Origin of the sequence: Paraburkholderia sp. EG287B, from assembly GCF_040965595.1 — a bacterium.
GTDB lineage: Bacteria > Pseudomonadota > Gammaproteobacteria > Burkholderiales > Burkholderiaceae > Paraburkholderia.
This window is the reverse complement of record NZ_JBFRCG010000005.1, coordinates 271439-290403: the sequence shown is the minus strand read 5'-3', so window position 1 is coordinate 290403 and position 18965 is coordinate 271439. Positions and strand designations below refer to the sequence as shown.

Here is an 18965-nt window from a genome sequence, read left to right as displayed (position 1 = left end):
TCAAAATATTCTTGACAGCAGATTAAAGACCCTCAACAATCAAGCTGGCACTTTTTTCAACCGCCTTTAATTCGAAAAAATGCCGTTGGTGAGCTTGTGAGGAGGGGGCGATCGCACCGCGATCGTTTAGCTTTTCGAACTGCTCGTGGTAGTGACATGAGTTACAGGGGAAGTTGGTATGGCAACCGGTACGGTCAAGTGGTTCAACGACGCGAAGGGTTTCGGGTTCATTACGCCGGATGAAGGCGGTGAGGACCTGTTCGCTCACTTTTCGGCTATTCAAATGAATGGCTTCAAGACCCTCAAAGAAGGGCAGAAGGTGAGCTTCGAGGTCGTGCAAGGCCCGAAGGGTAAACAGGCATCGAACATTCAGGCAGCAGCCTGATCTGTTCGGTACCCGTACCTTGGAAACCCGGCTTCGGCCGGGTTTCTTTTTGGTGTAATGGTTTTTTAACGTTCGCGTGCTAGCTCACGTGCAACGTACCCATCATGCCGAGATCCTCGTGCTCGAGGATATGGCAATGAAACATGCGATCGCCCGCCTCGTGCTGGACGGTGGCGATGTGCACCGTTTCACCGGGCCGCACGTTCACTGTGTCGCGCCAAGCCAGCAGATCCTCCTCCTTGCGCACACCGCCGCGTCCGCGCGCCAGCACCTGAAATTGCGTACCGTGCAGATGAAACGGATGATCCATGTCCGTGCCGTTTGCAATCGTCCAGTGCTCGACTTCGCCGCGCCGGCTCGTCAGCGTCACGCGCGCCGGATCGAATACCGCTCCGTTCACCATGAACTGCATGCCGCGCGGCATGGGCTGCGCGGACGCGCCCGGTGCGTGCATCGCTTTCATGTCCATCGCCTCGCTGAACAGCACGCTCTGTTTCGGGACCGTTAGGGAACCTGAAGAAATGAGCGGCGCAATCTCGCGCAGGCGCGCCGGCAGCGCCGTTTGTGTCGCGCCTGCCGGTGCGAAGCCAACCCTCGCGAGGATCAGCGATGGCCCAGCAGGCAAGCTGCCGTGCGTCATCGCCATCTTGCGACGGTCGTATTGCGCGGCAATCAGCGACGCACGCGAGGCGCCCTGCCCCACGCGCACGATCAGCTCCACGCGTTCGCCCGGCGCGAGCAACAGCGAGGTCACGCCCTCGCGCGGCGCGCCCAGCAGCCCGCCGTCGGTGCCCACCTGCGTGAACGCGCGGCCGTCGTCGAAGGCGAGTTGCAGATAGCGCGCGTTACAGCCATTCCAGACGCGCCAGCGCTCATCGCGCACGACCTCGATGTGAGGCTGACGCGCGCCGTTGACGAGCACGTACTGACCTTCGCGGCCGTTCATCCAGTCCATCATGCCGTTCGCGGGAATCGTGCCGTCCGCCGCGAGCTTCAGGTCGGACACGAACAGATGCCGCTCGGGCCACGCCGCGAGCGGATCATCGGCGGCACGCACGACGAAGGGCCCCGCCAGCCCTCGGAACACCTGCTCCGAACTCAGCATGTGCGGATGCGGGTGATACCAGTAGGTGCCCGCGCTCCCCGGCGGCAGCGTGAAGCGATAAACATGCTGCGCGCCAGGCGCGACGGGTTTCGATGGATTGCCGTCCTGATCGGGCGGCACGGGCAGGCCGTGCCAGTGAATCGTCGACGGCTGGGGCAGCCGGTTCACGAAGGTGATTTCGACGGTGTCGCCCTCGCGTACGTCGATCATCGGGCCGATGACCGGGCCATCGTTTTCGGCCGCTGAGAGAGCATCGTATTGCCAGAAGACGGTTTGCTGCTTTCCGGGCAGCAGCGCCCGCGCAGCGGGTTGCGCGACGAGAGTCGCGCGAAACTGGCCTGGCTCGCGGCTCTGATTGGCGAGCGTGCGTAGCGCGGCAAGCGGCGCGCCGGCGGGTAACGCATCGGCGGGCGCAAGCGGCCCTTGCGCGTGCATCGTGCCGCCCGACATCGCCGGCATGTCCGTCATGCCGTGCATGCCGTGCATCGCATCGCCCGCGTTCTGTGCGAATGCATGGCGCGCGAACAGGGTCGCGGTGGCGGCGCCCAACGCGCCGGATAGAAATGCTCTTCGTTTCATCGATGAAATCCTCATACCTCGTTCATGCCTGGGCACGCGGCGCGCGACAACACGCACGCCGTGCGCGCGGAATTCGTTGCGCTCGCGCAAAGCGCGAGCGCAACTGTTCAGGCGATTGGAGGAGGCAAAGGAGGCGCGTGCGTAATGCCGGCGCGCAAGGCTGCGGAAAGCACGGTAAGCGCGGAACGAGCGCCGGTTTGCACATCGAATGCGGTCACCACGGAAGGCACGCTGCAATGCGCGCAGCAGCCCGCGACGCAGCAACTCGTGCCGCAAGGGGAATGCGAACCCTGACCATGAGTGCTCGTCCCGGCGCAACGACCGCCGGCGGCGACGACAACGTGCGGCGTGAGTGCAGCGTGCTGCGCGTGCTCGCACGCCATCGCGCCGCGCATGGAAAGCAGCGCGAGCAGGCAGACGAGAAAGAAGCGATAGACGACTGGCACGTTGAACGAAGCTGCGGATGAATTCGATTGACCGCTGCCATGATAGCGCACGGGGTGAGCGAAGTCGGATCGACCGCCCAATCGTGACGGATTGACGGCGAGCCGGATAAAAAAAAAGCCGGCAGATCTTGCGATCTGCCGTTTTTTTCCACCAGGACGGCGATGAGCCGTCTTGTGCCTACATATTCTCGATCATCACCTGCCCGAAGCCCGAGCACGATACCTGCGTCGCCCCTTCCATCAAACGCGCGAAGTCATAGGTCACGCGCTTCTGCAGAATTGACTTCTCCATCGAGGCGATGATGAGGTTCGCCGCTTCGAACCAGCCGAGATGACGCAGCATCATTTCCGCCGAAAGAATTTCGGAGCCCGGATTCACATAGTCCTTGCCCGCATACTTGGGGGCCGTGCCGTGAGTCGCCTCGAACATCGCCACGGAGTCCGAAAGATTCGCGCCCGGTGCGATCCCGATGCCGCCCACCTGTGCCGCCAGCGCATCGGAAATGTAATCGCCGTTCAGGTTCAGCGTGGCGATCACGTCGTATTCGGCAGGGCGCAGCAGGATCTGCTGCAGGAAGGCATCGGCGATCACGTCCTTGATCACGATGTCGCCGCCCGTCTTCGGATTCTTGATCTTCATCCACGGGCCGCCGTCTATCAGTTCCGCTGCGAACTCCTTCTGCGCGAGCGCATAACCGTAGTCGCGGAACGCGCCTTCGGTGTACTTCATGATGTTGCCCTTGTGCACGAGCGTGACCGAGCGGCGCTCGTTGTCGATCGCATACTGGATCGCCTTGCGCACGAGACGCTCCGTGCCTTCGCGCGACACCGGCTTGACGCCGACGCCGGAACTGTCCGGGAAGCGGATCTTCGCCACGCCCATCTCTTCGCGCAGGAACCTGATGAGCTTCTTCGCGCCTTCGGACTCCGCGGGCCATTCGATGCCCGCATAGATGTCCTCCGAGTTCTCGCGGAAGATGACCATGTTGACCTTCTCCGGCGCGCGCACCGGCGAGGGCACGCCCTTGAAGTACTGCACGGGGCGCAGGCACACGTACAGATCGAGCTGCTGGCGCAGCGCGACGTTGAGCGAGCGGATACCGCCGCCCACCGGCGTCGTGAGCGGCCCCTTGATCGACACCACGTATTCCTTCACGACGTCGAGCGTTTCTTCGGGCAGCCACACGTCGGGACCGTAGACCCGCGTCGCCTTCTCGCCCGCGTAGATTTCCATCCAGTGAATCTTGCGCTTGCCGCCGTAGGCCTTTTCGACTGCCGCATCGACCACTTTCAGCATGACCGGCGTAATGTCCACGCCCGTGCCGTCGCCTTCGATGTACGGGATGATCGGCTGGTCCGAGACGTTGAGCGAGAAGTCCGGATTGACGGTGATCTTTTCACCGCCGGTCGGAACCACGATGTGCTGATACGGCATGATCGACTCCAGTAAGGGCAAGGCTGTGGTAGCGGGTGTGGCGCGCGGCGCCTCGCGGCGGCGGCGAAGCCTGTTCGCCCGGCGAGAGCGGGCGGCTTGCCTGGCGGCGCGAACAGCCCGTCGGCGTGAGGGTCTGGCGGCTATTCTAGCCCACGCCTCGCGCATGCGTGCCGCGCCCTTCACACGAACGCCGGCGCAAGGCAAGCCATTTGCGGTGCTGCGGCGCGGCATGGCGAACATGTCCGTACGGCGCGCGCGGCGTCCTCGCGTGGTTGTCGTCGCCACTATGGGATGATCCGGTCCGCTCGTATCTTATGTCTTATATAAGACGTAGAAATCAGCGAAACGTAATATGCATTAAGATCTCGGCGCCAGCCAGTCATCCATTCGTACCCGTCGCCCAGTCATGCGCTTGATCGCCCTCAATAAACCGTTCGGCACGATCTGTCAGTTTTCGCCGCACGAAACCCGTCAGTCTCTCGCGGACTGGGTGAAGGTGCCGGGCGTCTATCCCGCGGGCCGGCTCGACTCCGATAGCGAAGGGCTCCTGCTCCTCACCGACGACGGCGCCTTGCAAGCACGCATCGCCGAACCGAAACGCAAGCTCGTGAAGCGCTATTGGGCGCAAGTGGAAGGCGAACCTGATGCGGCAGCGCTTGCCGCGCTCGAACGCGGCCTCGATCTCGGTGACTTCGTGACGCAGCCGTGTCGAACAAGAATCATTGTTGAGCCCGAAAATTTGTGGCCGCGTCATCCGCCGATTCGTTATCGCGCGTCGATCCCCACCACGTGGGTCGAGATTGCGATCAGCGAAGGCAAGAACCGGCAAGTGCGACGCATGACCGCGGCAGTGGGCTATCCAACGTTGCGACTCGTACGCGTCGCGATCGGCGCGCTCGATATTTTTTCACTTGGCCTGGCACCCGGCGAAAGCATCGACGTGCCCACCAATGCGCCCTGGCAAAACACGTCTCACAGACACAAGTGATTGTTGTGCAAGCACTTTTCGCGTGCTGATCATTTTTTTTCGAATTACGCGGCACGTCCCTCATCTTTCTGTTGCGTCTCGTTACGAAGCAAATCAAAAGTTTGCGTCAACCGTCTCGCGAGACCATGCGTTATTCGACGCAGATGCCTCCAGAAGCTATCCGGCATTCAGCCTTCAGGGTCCTCGCAGCAATGTACGGTCCCGACCGCTGGCAGACGCAGAAATCAAATTCACGTGAATTTGTCGAAAGCGGCTGTCAACCGAAAGGTGGATGGCACGTTTACCGACCTGACTCCAAAAACCGGGTCACTTGGTTAATCAACTCAAGCTTGAGGATTCACAACATGAACAAACTGATCGCTGCTCTGGTCGCTGGTCTCTTCGCATCGGCTGCATTCGCACAAGCTTCGGCTCCGGAAGCTGCTTCGGCTGCTCCGGCTGCTGCTGCTTCGGCTGCTCACAAGTCGTCGCACAAGAAGGCACACAAGAAGTCGTCGCACAAGAAGGCAGCGAAGGCTGAAGCCGCTTCGGCAGCTTCGGAGTAAGCTTGTTGTAAGACGCATGAAGCCGCGGCACTCGGTGCTGCTCTTCAGCGCGACGAAAGGCAGAGCGCCGCAAGGCGTTCTGCCTTTTTGTTTGGCTGCCCGATTTTCAGCCATTTTTTTGTCACGCGCGCTCGCCGCATCACGTCGATGACGTGAACCGCGCCGCGCATTTTGACCCGCTCTGACCTGGTCGCGTAACATGCGCGGATTAACCTACAGGAAGGAGTCTCTCGTGCGATTTTCCCTGCGCTCGTTCTTCGTGCGCTGCGCGCTTGTCGTCGCATTGCCATTGGCCGCTTTCGCGGCGCTCATGTTCACCGCGACGGCCACGTCGAGCATCGCGCAGGCGCAGCAGATGCCGCCGGGCGCGAAGCAGCCGAGCGAATTTCCGCGCGTGAAGCTCACGGCAGGCATGTTCGTGATCGACGCAGCGGTCGCCGCCAACGACGCGGACCGTGAGCAAGGCCTCATGTACCGCTCGCAGCTCGGGCCCAATGAAGGCATGCTGTTCGTGTTCGGCGAAAACGCCGTGCACTGCTTCTGGATGAAGAACACGCTGATCCCGCTGTCGATCGCTTTTATTCGCGCCGACGGCACGATCACCGACATCGACGAGATGCAAGCCGAAACGACCAACAACCACTGCCCGCGTAACAACGGCGTCTTCGCGCTCGAAATGCCGAAGGGCTGGTTCACGGCGAAGGGCATCAAGCCCGGCATGAAGATTGAGGGACTGCCGCCGCTGCAGTAAGCGCGCGGCGACCCAGCGCGCGCCATTCGCGCGCCGCGCAAAAACGCAAGCCGGCCCCGCACGCACGCGGCGCCGGCTTTTTTTGCGCCCGCCGGCGCGCCGCCTGGCGCCCCTGCGCAGCGCGGTCGCCACTTCCCGCGCCGCGGCAAACGCCCTGCAAAACCGCCGCGCAAGCGCTATCCTATAAATCCCCCGCATGGCGCGTGCCACCAACGCGTGCGCCATGCGGCGCATCGGGCCGCGCGCTGGCCGCGCCGCGTGCCGCCCGGCAGCTTCCATGGCGCGTCATTCCAAGGAGATCACCGTGCCTCGCAAGACCCCCATCGAGCGCTATCGCAACATCGGGATCAGCGCTCACATCGACGCCGGCAAAACCACGACGACCGAGCGCATCCTTTTCTACACCGGCGTGAATCACAAGCTCGGCGAGGTTCACGACGGCGCGGCGACCATGGACTGGATGGAGCAGGAACAGGAACGCGGCATCACGATCACCTCGGCGGCGACCACTGCGTTCTGGAAGGGCATGGCCGGCAATTACCCCGAACACCGCATCAACATCATCGACACCCCGGGGCACGTGGACTTCACGATCGAAGTCGAGCGCTCCATGCGCGTGCTCGACGGCGCGTGCATGGTGTACGACTCCGTGGGCGGCGTGCAGCCGCAGTCGGAAACCGTGTGGCGTCAGGCGAACAAGTACAAGGTGCCGCGCATCGCGTTCGTCAACAAGATGGACCGCGTGGGTGCGGACTTCTTCCGCGTGCAGCGGCAGATCGGCGAGCGCCTGAAGGGCGTGGCCGTGCCTATCCAGATTCCGGTGGGCGCGGAAGATCACTTCCAGGGCGTGGTCGATCTCGTGAAGATGAAGGCGATCGTCTGGGACGACGAGAGCCAGGGCGTGAAGTTCGAGTACGAGGACATCCCCGCGAATCTCGTCGAACTTGCGCACGAGTGGCGCGAGAAGATGGTCGAAGCCGCCGCCGAAGCCGACGAAACGCTGCTCGAAAAGTATCTTCACGATCACGAAAGCCTGACCGAAGAGGAAATCAAGGGCGGCCTGCGCAAGCGCACGATCGCCAACGAGATCGTGCCGATGCTGTGTGGCAGCGCGTTCAAGAACAAGGGCGTGCAGGCCATGCTCGACGCCGTGATCGACTACCTGCCCTCGCCGGTGGACGTGCCCGCGATTCTCGGCCACGACCTCCACGACAAGGAAATCGAGCGCCACCCGAGCGACGACGAGCCGTTCTCCGCACTCGCCTTCAAGATCATGACCGACCCGTTCGTCGGCCAGTTGATCTTCTTCCGCGTCTATTCGGGCGTGGTGAATTCGGGCGACACGGTGCTCAACGCGACCAAGGACAAGAAGGAGCGCCTCGGCCGCATCCTGCAGATGCACGCGAACGAGCGCAAGGAAATCAAGGAAGTGCGCGCGGGCGACATCGCGGCCGCGGTGGGCCTGAAGGAAGCGACGACGGGCGACACGCTCTGCGATCCGGCGCATGCCATCGTGCTCGAAAGGATGATCTTCCCCGAGCCCGTGATCTCGCAGGCCGTCGAGCCGAAGACCAAGGCCGACCAGGAGAAGATGGGCATCGCGCTCAATCGCCTCGCGCAGGAAGACCCGTCGTTCCGCGTGCAAACCGATGAAGAGTCCGGCCAGACCATCATCTCGGGCATGGGCGAGCTGCACCTCGAAATTCTCGTCGACCGCATGAAACGTGAGTTCGGCGTGGAGGCGACTGTCGGCAAGCCGCAGGTCGCGTATCGCGAGACCGTGAAGAACAAGGTCGAGGATGTGGAAGGCAAGTTCGTCAAGCAGTCGGGCGGGCGCGGCCAGTACGGCCACGCGGTCATCACGCTCGAACCGCAGACGCCGGGCAAGGGCTACGAGTTCGTCGACGCCATCAAGGGCGGCGTGATTCCGCGCGAGTTCATCCCCGCGGTCGACAAGGGCATCCAGGAAACGCTCAAGGCAGGCGTGCTCGCGGGCTACCCGGTGGTCGACACGAAGGTCACGCTCACGTTCGGCTCCTACCACGACGTCGACTCGAACGAAAACGCCTTCCGCATGGCCGGTTCGATGGCCTTCAAGGAAGCGATGCGCAAGGCCAAACCGATCCTGCTCGAACCGATGATGGCCGTGGAAGTGGAGACGCCCGAGGACTTCATGGGCAACGTGATGGGCGATCTGTCGAGCCGTCGCGGCATCGTGCAGGGCATGGAGGACATCGCGGGCGGCGGCGGCAAGATCGTGCGCGCCGAAGTGCCGCTCTCGGAGATGTTCGGCTACTCCACCTCGCTGCGCTCGCTCACGCAAGGCCGCGCCACCTACACGATGGAGTTCAAGCACTACGCGGAAACGCCGCAGAACGTGGCCGAAGCGGTCATCAACGCGAAGAAGGCGTAAGTCACGCGACGTGCAGGCGTTGCTGTGCACACGAAAGCCCGTCCCCTGCGGACGGGCTTTTTTGCATGCGCGCGGCGCAATTTTGACCATGCCACAATGCGGCGATGACGCTGCGACGCCCACAGGCAAGGAGACACGACGATGAGCCACGAACACGACCATGAGCATCCTCATGAACACCCTCACGACGACGCACCGATCGACTGGCGCGAAAACGGCGTCAAGGTGATACGCGGCGACCAGCTCGACACGAACACGGCGCAAACGCCCGGCATGAACCGCGCGGCCGCGATCAACGCGGCGCGTGTGGGCGCGCAGAAGATCTGGGCGGGCACGGTGACGATCCATCCGAACGCGAAGACCGGCGCGCATCATCACGGCGCGCTGGAAAGCGTGATCTACGTCGTGCGTGGTCACGCGCGCATGCGCTGGGGCGAGCATCTGGAGTTCACGGCCGAGGCGGGCCCGGGCGACTTCATCTTCGTGCCGCCCTACGTGCCGCACCAGGAAATCAACGCCAGCACCGACGATCCGCTCGAATGCGTGCTCGTGCGCAGCGACAACGAGGCCGTCGTCGTGAACCTGAACATCGACGCCGTCGAAGCCCCGGAAACCGTGTACTGGGTCGATCCCATCCACCGTCATCCGCACGACCATTGAGCGCCCGGCAGCCCCTACCGCCCACCACGACGCAATGACGACGCCCGCCGGCTCGCTCCGCGCCCGCCTGATTCCGCTCTACGCCGCGCTCGTCGCCGCCAATCTCGGCGCGTGGGCGTGGGCGCTGATCGCGTTTCGGCACTATCCGCTGCTGCTCGGCACGGCGGCGCTCGCCTACGGCTTCGGCCTGCGCCACGCGGTGGACGCCGACCATATCGCCGCCATCGACGCCGTCACGCGCAAGCTCATGCAGCAGGGGCAGCGCCCGCTCGGCGTGGGACTCGCGTTCTCGCTCGGCCATTCGACGGTCGTGATCGTCGCCACGCTCGGCATCGCGCTCACGGCGCTCTCCCTGCATGGCCGCTTCGAGCAGTTCCACGAGATCGGCTCGACCATCGGCACGCTCGTTTCGTCGACGTTCCTGCTCGTACTCGCAGGCGTGAACCTCGTGATCCTGCGCGACGTGTGGAGGCGTTACCGCCGCGCGCAGCAAGGCGACGACGCAGCGCTCGCCGCCGGAGCACCCGCGCCCGCCGGCCTCTTCTCGCGCGCGCTGCGACCGCTCTTCGCTCTCGTCACCAGGAGCTGGCATCTGTACCCCGTGGGCGTGCTGTTCGGCCTCGGCTTCGACACGGCCACCGAAATCGGCCTGCTCGCCATTGCCGCCGCCGAAGCAGGCAAGGGCCTGCCGATCTATTCGATTCTCGTGTTCCCCGCGCTCTTCACGGCGGGCATGACGCTCGTCGATTCCACCGACAACGTATTGATGGTCCACGCCTACGGCTGGGCGATGGACGATCCGAGACGCAAGCTCTACTACAACGCGAGCATCACGTTCGTCTCGGCGCTGGTGGCGATCGCGATCGGCGGCGTAGAAGCGCTCGGGCTCATCGCCGACAAGCTCGGCGCGAGCGGCGGCGTGTGGACGCTCATCGCCGGCATCAACGAGCGCTTCGGCGAGCTGGGCTACGGCATCGTCGCGGTATTCATCGCCTGCTGGATCGGCTCGGTGCTGTTCCATCGCTGGCGCCGGCCCGCCGCGGCCCGCTAAAGCGCTCACGCCCCTCTCGCGACTGCACGACTGCACGGCGCGCCATGCGCGCGCAACCCCGCGAAACCCCTACCCTTCGCCTCGGTTGCCGAAAGCGCGTAAACTAGGCCCAGCTATTGCGCGCCTGCCGTGCTCGATAGCCCCGTCAATCGTTTCACCTTGCTGCACCCATTCGTCGTCTGCCGTACCGCATGCCGCCGTCGCGCACGCCCCCGGGCCTCGCGCGTCCCCTGAACGGAATCGCACGGAAACCCGCACCGATGAAACGACCGCAGTCCCGCCGTCCGCATGACGTGTCCAACCCGTCCCGCCTCGAAGCGCTGCGCCCCCAGGCCGGCGATCACGGCAACCACGCCCTCGACGAATTCGCTGCCGGCCGCCTCACGCGCCGCGAGCTGCTGCGCTACGCCAGCGCGGTAGGCCTCACGGCACTGCCTGCGCTTGCGGGACTCGCCGTGCCGCGCGGGGCGCACGCCCAGGGCGCGGCGAAGCCCGGCGAGCAGACGATCCGCGTGGCGCACCTGATGCCCGCGGGCGCCGTCGATCCGCTCACCGTGACCGATGCGGGCGCGCTGTGTCTCCTGAACCAGACCGGCGAATTCCTCGCCAACGACGACGCGCAAGGCCATCTGCAACCCGCCCTCGCGCTCTCGTGGCAAGCCAACGCCAAAGCGGATGTCTGGACGTTCAAGCTGCGCCCCAACGTGAAATTCCACGACGGCCAGCCGTTCGGCGCGAAGGACGTAGTGGCGACCTTCGATCGCCTCGCCGACCCGGCAACCGGCTCGGCGGCGCTCTCGGTGCTCAAGGGCGTGCTCTCGAAAGGCGGCACGAAGGCCGTCGACGATCACACCGTCGAGTTCCATCTCGACGCGCCCAACGGCAACTTCGCCTACTACGTTTCTTCGGACAACTACAACGCCGTGATGCTGCCCGCCAACTATGCGGGCAATTACGAAAAGAGCTTTATCGGCACCGGGCCGTTCAAGCTCGACAAATTCGAGGCGCGGCGTGGCGTGAGCTTCGTGCGCAATCCCGACTATTGGGGCGACAAGGCGCTGCCCGCGCGCGTGGAGTTCGCCTTCTACGCCGACGAGCAGGCACAGTTGCTCGCGCTGCAGGGCCACCAGGCCGACGTGATGGGCACCTTCACCGTGCAGGGCGGCATCGGCATCCTGAACAATCCCGACTTCAAGGTGATCGGCGTGCGCTCGAGCGCGCACCGCCAGATCCACATGCGCAACGACTCGCCCACCTTCAAGGACAAGCGCGTGCGCCAGGCGCTCGCGCTGGCGCTCGATCGCGACGTGCTCGTGCGCGGGCTGTTCAAGGGTCGCGCCGTGGTGGGCAACGACAGCCCGTTCGCGCCCATCTTCCCTTCCACGGCGACCGACGTGCCCCAGCGCAAGATCGATGTCGCGAAGGCACGCCAGTTGCTGGCGCAGGCGGGCGTGGCCAACGGCTTCGACGTGACGCTCACCACCGAGAAGTACATGGAGATACCGGACCTCGCCGTGGTCGTGCAGAACGCGGCGAAGGCGGTCGGCATTCGCATCGCGCTCAAGGTGGAGAGCCAGTCGCAGTACTACGGCGCGGGCACGTTCGGCAAATCGGACTGGCTCGATTCGCCGCTCGGCATTACCGACTATGGGCACCGCGGCGTGCCGAACGTGTTTCTCAACGCGCCGCTCACCTCGGGCGGCACGTGGAATGCTGCGCACTTTCGCAACGCGCAATACGACAAGCTGGTCGCGCAGTTCGCGGCGACGCTCGACGTGGCGGCCCAGAAGCAGGTGGCGAGGCAGATCCAGACGCTGCTGCTCGACGAGACGCCCGTGATCATCCCGTACTTCTACGACCAGTTGATCGCACAGCGCGCCGTGCTTTCGGGCGTGCGCTTCACGGCGCTCGCCCAGCTCTATTTCGACCGCGCGACGCTCGCCGCCTGAACCGGCTCTAGCGCACCCGAAACGGAGGTCCGATGGCTACTCCGCTCCCGCCCATGTCGAATCCGGCCGGCACCGCGCGCGCCTTCGCCCCGCGCGCGGGCGTCGCGCGCTTTCTCGGCCGGCGCGCCGCTTGGGCGATCTTCACGCTCTGGCTGCTCTCGGTGCTCGTGTTCGCGGGCGGCCAGCTGCTGCCCGGCGATATCGGCCGCGCCGTGCTGGGCCCGCTCGCCGACGCGCGCGCCGTGGCCGCGCTCAATCACGAACTTGGCGCCGACCGGCCGGTGCTCGACCAGTACATTTCGTGGATCACTCATGCGCTGCGCGGCGACTTCGGCATGTCGTGGAGCTACAAGCAGCCCGTCGCGCCGTTCGTGGGCGACGCGCTCCTGCAGTCGGCCAGGCTCGGCCTGCTCGCGTTCGTGGTGGTGGTGCCGCTCGGCATTGCGGGCGGCGTCTGGGCGGCGCTCCACGAAGGCCGCCTGATCGACCGCGCGATCAGCACGGGCGGCCTGTGCGCGAGTGCCGTGCCGGAATTCGTCTCGTCGATCGTGCTGATCCTCATCTTCGGCGTGTGGCTGCGCTGGCTGCCCATCGAGGCGACCGCACCGAGCGGCGCGGGCGTGCTCGAACAATTGCGGCACCTCGTGCTGCCCGTGCTGCCGCTCGTGCTCGTGTTCTTCGGCTATCTCGCGCGGATTGCGCGCGCGGGCACCATCACGGCGCTCGACGCCGACTACACGCGCACCGCGATTCTCAAGGGGCTGCCGAGCCACGTCGTGATCGTGCGGCACGTGCTGCGCAACGCGCTGCTGCCCAGCGTGACGGTGGCAGCCACCCAGCTCGGCTATCTGATCGGCGGGCTCGTCGTAGTCGAATCGCTGTTCCGTTATCCGGGCGTAGGCTCCCTCATCTTCAACGCCGCGAAGGCCAAGGACTTCCCGTTGCTCGAAGCGGGCGTGCTTGCGGTGGGCGCCGTCTATACGCTCGCCAATCTCGCCGCCGACGCCCTGCACGCGTTGCTCGACCCGCGCCTGCGCGCGCCGGGAGGCGCATGAACGATATGGCTTCCGAAACAATTTCTCCGGGCGGCGAACCGGGCGAAGAAGCGCTCGCCGACACGCGTTGGCGCGACACGCTGCATCTGCTGCTGCGCTCGCCCTCGTTCGTCGCGGGCGCGCTGATCCTCGTGTGGTGGATCGTCTGCGGGCTCGCGGGCCAGTGGTTCGCACCGCACGACGCCTACGCGTCCGATCCGCTCAGCTCGCTCCTGCCGCCCGACCATACGCACTGGTGCGGCACCGATCAGCTCGGCCGCGACATCTGCTCGCGCGTGATCGTGGGCGCGCGCGACATCCTCACGATCGCGCCGCTCGCCACGCTCGTCGGCACGCTCGCGGGCGCGGCGCTCGGGCTCGTCACGGGCTATTTCGAAGGCGCGTTCGGCACGCTCGTCGCGCGTACGCTCGACGCGGTGCTCGCGCTGCCGCTCGTGATCGTCGCGCTGCTCGTGCTCGCGGCCGTGGGCGCCTCGAATCTCGCCGTGGTGCTCGTGATCGGCATTACGTTTGCGCCGCTCATCGCGCGCACGGTGCGCGCGGCGGTGCTCGCCGAGCGTCATCTCGACTACGTGGCGGCGGCTCGCCTGCGCGGCGCGAATGCGCTCGCCGTGATGTTCACGGAGATCCTGCCGAACGTCTGGCCGCCCATCGTCGTCGAGGCGACGGTGCGCCTCGGCTATGCGATCTTCGCGGTCGCGACGCTCTCGTTCCTCGGCTTCGGCATCCAGCCGCCGTCCGCCGACTGGGGGCTCGCGCTCGCCGAGTCGTACACGCTGCTCGCGGGCGGCGCATGGTGGACCGTGGCATTCGACGCGCTCGCCATCGCCTCGCTCGTGGTGGCCGTGAACCTGATCGCCGACAGCCTGCGCGAGGTGCTCCAATCGTGAACCGCCCCGCTTCGTCACGCCCCGCTCTCGCCACCTTCAGCGCGCCGCGCAACGACGACGCGCTCGCGCTCGTCGGCCTCACCGTCGCTTACCGCGTGCGCGGGCGCGACCGCGACGTGCTCACCGACGTCTCGCTGCGCATCCGGCGCGGCGAAGCGTATGGGCTGGTAGGCGAATCGGGCTGCGGAAAGTCGACGGTCGCGCTCGCCGCGCTGCGCTATCTGCCGCGCAACGGCCGTGTGAAGGCCGGGCGCATCGCGATCGCGGGCGACGACGTGCTCGCGCTCGACGTCGACGGCCTGCGCACGCTGCGCGCCAACGCCGTGTCGATGGTCTATCAGGACCCCGCCAGCGCGCTCAATCCCACGCTCACGATTGCGCGCCAGCTGATCGAAGCGTTCGAAGCCGCGGGCGCTGACGCGAGCGTGGCCCGCTCGCGCTCGCACGCGATGCTCGAGCGCGTGCGCATTGCCGATCCGGGCCGCGTGCTGGCGAGCTATCCGCACCAGCTCTCGGGCGGCATGCAGCAGCGCGTGGTGATTGCGATGGCGCTCGCGTCGAACCCCGCGCTCCTGATCCTCGACGAACCGACCACCGGCCTCGACGCCACCGTCGAGGCCGAGGTGCTCGACCTCATCTCGAAGCTGCGTGCGGAGCTGGGCATGGCGGTGCTGCTCATCAGCCACGACCTCGCGGTGATCGGGCGCATGTGCGAACGCGTGGGCGTGCTCTACGCGGGACGGCTCGTGGAGGAAGGCGCCACGCGCGACGTGTTCGAGCGTGCGCGCCATCCGTACACGGTCGGCCTGCTGCGCTGCCTGCCGGCGCAGGGCCGCAACAAGCATGCGGGCGCGCTCGACACGATACCGGGCGAGTTGCCGGCGCCTGGCGTGAGTGCGCCCGGCTGCATCTACGCACCGCGCTGCCGCCTCGCCGACGCGCGTTGCCGCGTGGAAGCGCCGCCGCCGCATCGCATGACCGCGCCGCACGGCGAGCAGATGTCGCGCTGCCACTATCACGAACGTGCGATGGAATTGCCGTTCGGCAACCTGATCGGAGGCGGCGACGGATCGCAGACCTCGAGCGATGGCGCTTCGAATGGTGAATCCGAACCGCGCGTCGTATTGCGCGCGCTCGACGTCTCGCGCACCTTCGGACACGGCGCGCAAGCCGTGCGCGCGCTCGACGGCGTATCGATCGAACTGCATGCGGGCGAGACGCTCGGCGTCGTGGGCGAATCGGGCAGCGGCAAGACGACACTCGCGCGCATGCTGCTCGGCCTGCATGCGCCCGATGCGGGCGGCGCCGTGGAGCTCGACGGCAAACGCCTGCACGCCCACGTCGCGCGGCGTCGCGCCGACGAGCGCGCAGCGCTGCGCGTCGTGTTCCAGCATCCGGACGCCTCGCTCAATCGCGCACTGCCGGTGAAACGGCTGATCGAGCGCGCGCTGTCCCGGGCGCACGACGCCACGCCGGCCGCTCACCAGGCCTCAGACGAATCGCGCATCGCGGGACTGCTCGAAGCCGTACGCGTGCCGGCGCGCTATCTCGTGGCGCGCGCGCGGCAACTCTCGGGCGGCCTCAAGCAGCGCGTGGCGATCGCTCAGGCGTTCGCGGGCGAGCCGCGCATCGTGATCTGTGACGAGCCCACCTCGGCGCTCGACGTCTCCGTGCAGGCCGCGATTCTCAACCTGCTCGCACGCCTGCAGCGCGAACGCGGCGTGAGCTACCTGTTCATTTCGCACGACCTCGATGTCGTGCGCTATCTCGCCGATCGCATCGTCGTGCTCTACGCGGGCCGTGTCGTGGAAAGCGGTCCGGCCGGCGCGGTGTTCGACGGCCCCTGGCATCCGTATACAGAAACGCTGCTGGCCGCGCGCGCGCTCGGCGCGGCAACGGCCAACGGCGCGCAGGCCGCGGCGCGCGGCTGCATTTTCAGCGCCCACTGCCCGCGCAAGCTCGGCGCCATTTGCGACGAAGCGCCCCCACCACTCGCCGACGCGGGCGGCGGCCATCGCATTCTCTGCCATATTCCCGTAGACGAATTGCGCACACAACAGAGCGCCACCACAGCCACGCAAGCGGCGACCTGACGGTGCGATAGCGCGCATATCGCATCCGGCTTCGTTGCGCTGTCCGCTTTCGCAACGCGAATCGCGCCATCCAGTGCGCGCGTTTCATCGCCGTAACGTTTTCCGCGTTTTTTCTGCCACGCGGGCGACACATCAATTGTCAAGTCCACCCCGCACGCCCCTCCCCGGCCGATGGCACAAAACTGGCTATATCGGCACCAGGCATCCGGCCGCCGCAATCCAGTGCAATGCGCCCCGACACACGCGCGGGGCGGCGCACCGGGCACACGGATGACCGGCCGCTCGACGCGCTTGTAATCTGCGGTCCCACGCCATGGGTTCCGACAATCCACAAGTAGTCCTGCGCAAACCGGTCATCCTGCGCGCGGCCTGACCGGGTGCCGTTTTTGGCGAGTACCGTTACAGCCGGATCGAACCCAATACGCCGGCGCGAAGCGGGTTGCGAGCCTGACGGAGTCGGCGCACGCGCACAAGGCGTGCGGCCGGCACGGGGGCATGGGAGACGACAGCGCATCACGCTGCCGCCTTGCGGGGAGAACAAGATGAAAAAGACCAACATTCATCAGTACTGCGATTGGATAAGATGGGGAGCAGGCGTGTGCGCGGTGGGCGCGGGCGTTTTATTCCCCGTGATCTCTGCGCACGCCGCAGGCGATGCCATCAATCCGGTAATCCTGCTCGCCGACGCACCTCTGCCGGCGAGCGGGGCCGAGGGCTTCGGGGCTTTCGGCGCGCCGGTTGCTGCGGATTCGCCTGCCGCCAGCATCTCGTCGAAGACTGATTCGGAGTCCGATTCGGCTACGCTGGCGAGCGACGTTTCTATGGTGTTCGCGCCTAACGATTGCATTAGCCGTACGGGCAGCGCGTGTTTCCGGGGCAACGGCGGCGGCGGCCATGGCGGCTCGGGTGCGTCGAGCGGCAGCAGCGGAAGCGGCGGCGGCGCGGGCGCCGCGACGGCCAGCACGGGAGGGCTTGGCCGCAGCGGCAGCTCTGGCGTGGGAGGGACGGGACCGAGCGGTTCGGGAGGCGGTTCCAGCCACTCCGGCGGCGGCAAAGGCGGTGGTGGGAAAGGAGGCGGTGGTAACAACGGCGGTGGCAACAACGGCGGCAATAACGGCGGTGGCAACAGCGGTGGCGGCAACAACGGCGGTGGCAACAACGGCGGTGGCAACAACGGTGGTAGCAACAGCGGTGGCGGAAGCAGCAACGGCGGCAGTTCAGGCGGCTGTGGCTGCGGCAGCCACGGCGGATCGGCTAGCGGCCCTTCGGGCGGCCCAGCAGGCGGATTCGGCGGCGGCTTTGGCGGGGGTTTCGGCGGATTCGGCGGTGGCTTCGGAGGTGGATTCGGCAAAGGTGGACCGTCGGGCGGCCCGGGCGGCGGGTACGGCGGCGGACACGGTGGCGGCCATGGCAGCGGTCATTGAACCTGTACGGCGGTGCAGGCAGAGCGCTGCAGCCACTCCGATCTGGCGCGACGGCCAGGCGCGCCAGTCCTGGCGTCGGCGGCGGCGTCCCGGTCCCCCGGCCGGGCACCGCCGCCGTGGGCCGGTCGCCGGATGCGCGATGCGCGTGGCGTTCCCGGGCGACCACAGCGGCTGTCTGCTCGCCATACGCCGGCACAAACCATGACCGCGCGCGCAAGCGCGCATCCCACTCGCGCCCTACAGCATCTCCAGCGGACGCTTGCTGCGCGGCGGCTTGAAATGCGCGTCGAGCGCCGCGTGCTCGTCAGCACCGAGCACGAGATCGAGCGCCGCGCGGTTGTCGCGCACGTGCTCCACGCGCCCCGCCTTCGGAATCGCGCAGACCCCGCTTTGGCCCAGCACCCACGCCATCGCCACGCGATAGACCGACACCCCGTGGGTGTGAGCGATGTCGTCGAGCGGCGAGCGCCTCGGCAAGCGCGCGTGATCGACCGGGCTATACGCCATCGCCGGCATGCGATGCGCGGCGCTCCACGGCAGCAGGTCGAATTCCGCGCCGCGCCGCGCGATGTTGTAGAGAATCTGGTTGGTCGCGCACGCGTCGCCGCCAGGCGTGGCGAACAGTTCCTCCATGTCGTCGGTATCGAAATTGCTCACGCCCCAGTGACGGATCTTGCCCGCGCGCACGAGCGCTTCGAACCCTTCGACCGTCTCTTCGAGTGGCACCCCGCCGCGCCAGTGCAGCAGATAGAGATCGAGCCGGTCGGTGCCGAGGCGTTTCAGGCTCGCCTCGCACGCGCGCGCGACGCCGCTGCGGCTCGCGTTGTGCGGATACACCTTGCTCACGAGAAACACCTCGTCGCGCAGGCCCTGCAAGGCCTCGCCGACCAGCCGCTCGGTCGCGCCGTCGCCGTACATCTCGGCGGTGTCGATGAGCGTCATGCCGAGCGCCACGCCTTCGCGCAGCGCGGCGATTTCCGCCGCGCGGTGTGCACTGCGCTCGCCCATTTCCCACGTGCCCTGCCCCAGCTTCGGAATGCGTTCGCCGTCCGGCAATGCGACGCTTGCGATATCGGTCGTCATGATCTCCCTTTGTGCGCTGCAACCGCGCCAACTGGCAAAGAACGGCCAGTGTATCGCCTCGCGCGCAATGCGGTCATACGCACTCTCGCAAGCCGTTCATTTCCGCGATTGCG

16 protein-coding genes are annotated in these 18965 nt (G+C 66.2%); 13 read left to right on the top strand and 3 right to left on the bottom strand.

Annotated features, from left to right (window positions below):
* Window positions 1-178: 178 nt before the first annotated feature.
* Window positions 179-385 (top strand): cold shock domain-containing protein CspD, encoded by a 207-nt coding sequence (gene cspD / locus AB4Y40_RS10900; protein ID WP_017776809.1) that lies wholly within the window; start codon window positions 179-181, stop codon window positions 383-385.
* Window positions 386-464: 79 nt separating this feature from the next.
* Here the strand turns inward: cspD and AB4Y40_RS10895 are convergent, their stop codons facing one another.
* Window positions 465-2069 carry a multicopper oxidase family protein gene (locus AB4Y40_RS10895; protein ID WP_368687666.1) on the bottom strand — a complete coding sequence of 535 codons (1605 nt, stop codon included), beginning with the start codon at window positions 2067-2069 and terminating at the stop codon, window positions 465-467.
* A gap of 296 nt (window positions 2070-2365) precedes the next feature.
* Here AB4Y40_RS10895 and AB4Y40_RS10890 point away from each other — a divergent pair, with 296 nt between their 5' ends.
* Window positions 2366-2536: a hypothetical protein gene (locus AB4Y40_RS10890; RefSeq protein WP_368687665.1), complete on the top strand. Its 171-nt coding sequence runs from the start codon at window positions 2366-2368 to the stop codon at window positions 2534-2536.
* A 157-nt stretch (window positions 2537-2693) separates the two neighbouring features.
* On the opposite strand, the gene icd is transcribed toward AB4Y40_RS10890, so the two are convergent.
* The gene (gene icd / locus AB4Y40_RS10885; RefSeq protein WP_368687664.1) at window positions 2694-3950 is read right to left on the bottom strand and encodes an NADP-dependent isocitrate dehydrogenase; all 1257 of its coding nucleotides are present in this window, start codon (window positions 3948-3950) and stop codon (window positions 2694-2696) included.
* Window positions 3951-4356: 406 nt separating this feature from the next.
* Between icd and AB4Y40_RS10880 the strand changes: the two genes are divergently transcribed.
* From AB4Y40_RS10880 to AB4Y40_RS10830, 11 genes are all read left to right on the top strand, one after another.
* A complete protein-coding gene (locus tag AB4Y40_RS10880; RefSeq protein WP_368687663.1) occupies window positions 4357-4938 on the top strand; it encodes a pseudouridine synthase in 582 nt (193 codons plus the stop codon).
* Window positions 4939-5282: 344 nt separating this feature from the next.
* The gene (locus AB4Y40_RS10875) at window positions 5283-5483 is read left to right on the top strand and encodes a hypothetical protein (RefSeq protein ID WP_028213393.1); all 201 of its coding nucleotides are present in this window, start codon (window positions 5283-5285) and stop codon (window positions 5481-5483) included.
* Between the two features lie 232 nt (window positions 5484-5715).
* A complete protein-coding gene (locus AB4Y40_RS10870; RefSeq protein WP_321930909.1) occupies window positions 5716-6234 on the top strand; it encodes a DUF192 domain-containing protein in 519 nt (172 codons plus the stop codon).
* Between the two features lie 304 nt (window positions 6235-6538).
* Window positions 6539-8647, top strand: coding sequence for an elongation factor G (gene fusA / locus AB4Y40_RS10865; protein WP_342921112.1), 2109 nt, complete (start codon window positions 6539-6541; stop codon window positions 8645-8647).
* 141 nt (window positions 8648-8788) lie between these two features.
* Complete coding sequence (locus AB4Y40_RS10860; protein ID WP_368687662.1) at window positions 8789-9307, top strand: cupin domain-containing protein; 519 nt, start codon at window positions 8789-8791, stop codon at window positions 9305-9307.
* Between the two features lie 34 nt (window positions 9308-9341).
* Window positions 9342-10358, top strand: coding sequence for a HoxN/HupN/NixA family nickel/cobalt transporter (locus AB4Y40_RS10855; protein WP_368687661.1), 1017 nt, complete (start codon window positions 9342-9344; stop codon window positions 10356-10358).
* Window positions 10359-10618: 260 nt separating this feature from the next.
* Window positions 10619-12307: an ABC transporter substrate-binding protein gene (locus AB4Y40_RS10850; protein ID WP_368687660.1), complete on the top strand. Its 1689-nt coding sequence runs from the start codon at window positions 10619-10621 to the stop codon at window positions 12305-12307.
* Between the two features lie 32 nt (window positions 12308-12339).
* Window positions 12340-13362: an ABC transporter permease gene (locus AB4Y40_RS10845; protein ID WP_368687659.1), complete on the top strand. Its 1023-nt coding sequence runs from the start codon at window positions 12340-12342 to the stop codon at window positions 13360-13362.
* A gap of 5 nt (window positions 13363-13367) precedes the next feature.
* The gene (locus AB4Y40_RS10840; protein ID WP_368687658.1) at window positions 13368-14252 is read left to right on the top strand and encodes an ABC transporter permease; all 885 of its coding nucleotides are present in this window, start codon (window positions 13368-13370) and stop codon (window positions 14250-14252) included.
* The gene (locus AB4Y40_RS10835) at window positions 14249-16345 is read left to right on the top strand and encodes a dipeptide ABC transporter ATP-binding protein (protein ID WP_368687657.1); all 2097 of its coding nucleotides are present in this window, start codon (window positions 14249-14251) and stop codon (window positions 16343-16345) included. Before AB4Y40_RS10840 ends, AB4Y40_RS10835 begins: the two co-directional genes overlap by 4 nt.
* A gap of 542 nt (window positions 16346-16887) precedes the next feature.
* The gene (locus AB4Y40_RS10830; RefSeq protein WP_368687656.1) at window positions 16888-17769 is read left to right on the top strand and encodes a hypothetical protein; all 882 of its coding nucleotides are present in this window, start codon (window positions 16888-16890) and stop codon (window positions 17767-17769) included.
* A gap of 237 nt (window positions 17770-18006) precedes the next feature.
* Here the strand turns inward: AB4Y40_RS10830 and AB4Y40_RS10825 are convergent, their stop codons facing one another.
* The gene (locus AB4Y40_RS10825; RefSeq protein ID WP_368687655.1) at window positions 18007-18852 is read right to left on the bottom strand and encodes an aldo/keto reductase; all 846 of its coding nucleotides are present in this window, start codon (window positions 18850-18852) and stop codon (window positions 18007-18009) included.
* Window positions 18853-18965: the final 113 nt, after the last annotated feature.

Excerpts from the sequence above, each read along its gene's own strand:
- cspD (WP_017776809.1), top strand. The coding sequence starts at position 179 with ATGGCAACCGGTACGGTCAAGTGGTTCAACGACGCGAAGGGTTTCGGG.
- AB4Y40_RS10895 (WP_368687666.1), bottom strand. The coding sequence starts at position 2,069 with ATGAAACGAAGAGCATTTCTATCCGGCGCGTTGGGCGCCGCCACCGCG.
- AB4Y40_RS10890 (WP_368687665.1), top strand. The coding sequence starts at position 2,366 with ATGAGTGCTCGTCCCGGCGCAACGACCGCCGGCGGCGACGACAACGTG.
- icd (WP_368687664.1), bottom strand. The coding sequence starts at position 3,950 with ATGCCGTATCAGCACATCGTGGTTCCGACCGGCGGTGAAAAGATCACC.
- AB4Y40_RS10880 (WP_368687663.1), top strand. The coding sequence starts at position 4,357 with ATGCGCTTGATCGCCCTCAATAAACCGTTCGGCACGATCTGTCAGTTT.
- AB4Y40_RS10875 (WP_028213393.1), top strand. The coding sequence starts at position 5,283 with ATGAACAAACTGATCGCTGCTCTGGTCGCTGGTCTCTTCGCATCGGCT.
- AB4Y40_RS10860 (WP_368687662.1), top strand. The coding sequence starts at position 8,789 with ATGAGCCACGAACACGACCATGAGCATCCTCATGAACACCCTCACGAC.
- AB4Y40_RS10855 (WP_368687661.1), top strand. The coding sequence starts at position 9,342 with ATGACGACGCCCGCCGGCTCGCTCCGCGCCCGCCTGATTCCGCTCTAC.
- AB4Y40_RS10850 (WP_368687660.1), top strand. The coding sequence starts at position 10,619 with ATGAAACGACCGCAGTCCCGCCGTCCGCATGACGTGTCCAACCCGTCC.
- AB4Y40_RS10845 (WP_368687659.1), top strand. The coding sequence starts at position 12,340 with ATGGCTACTCCGCTCCCGCCCATGTCGAATCCGGCCGGCACCGCGCGC.
- AB4Y40_RS10840 (WP_368687658.1), top strand. The coding sequence starts at position 13,368 with ATGGCTTCCGAAACAATTTCTCCGGGCGGCGAACCGGGCGAAGAAGCG.
- AB4Y40_RS10830 (WP_368687656.1), top strand. The coding sequence starts at position 16,888 with ATGAAAAAGACCAACATTCATCAGTACTGCGATTGGATAAGATGGGGA.
- AB4Y40_RS10825 (WP_368687655.1), bottom strand. The coding sequence starts at position 18,852 with ATGACGACCGATATCGCAAGCGTCGCATTGCCGGACGGCGAACGCATT.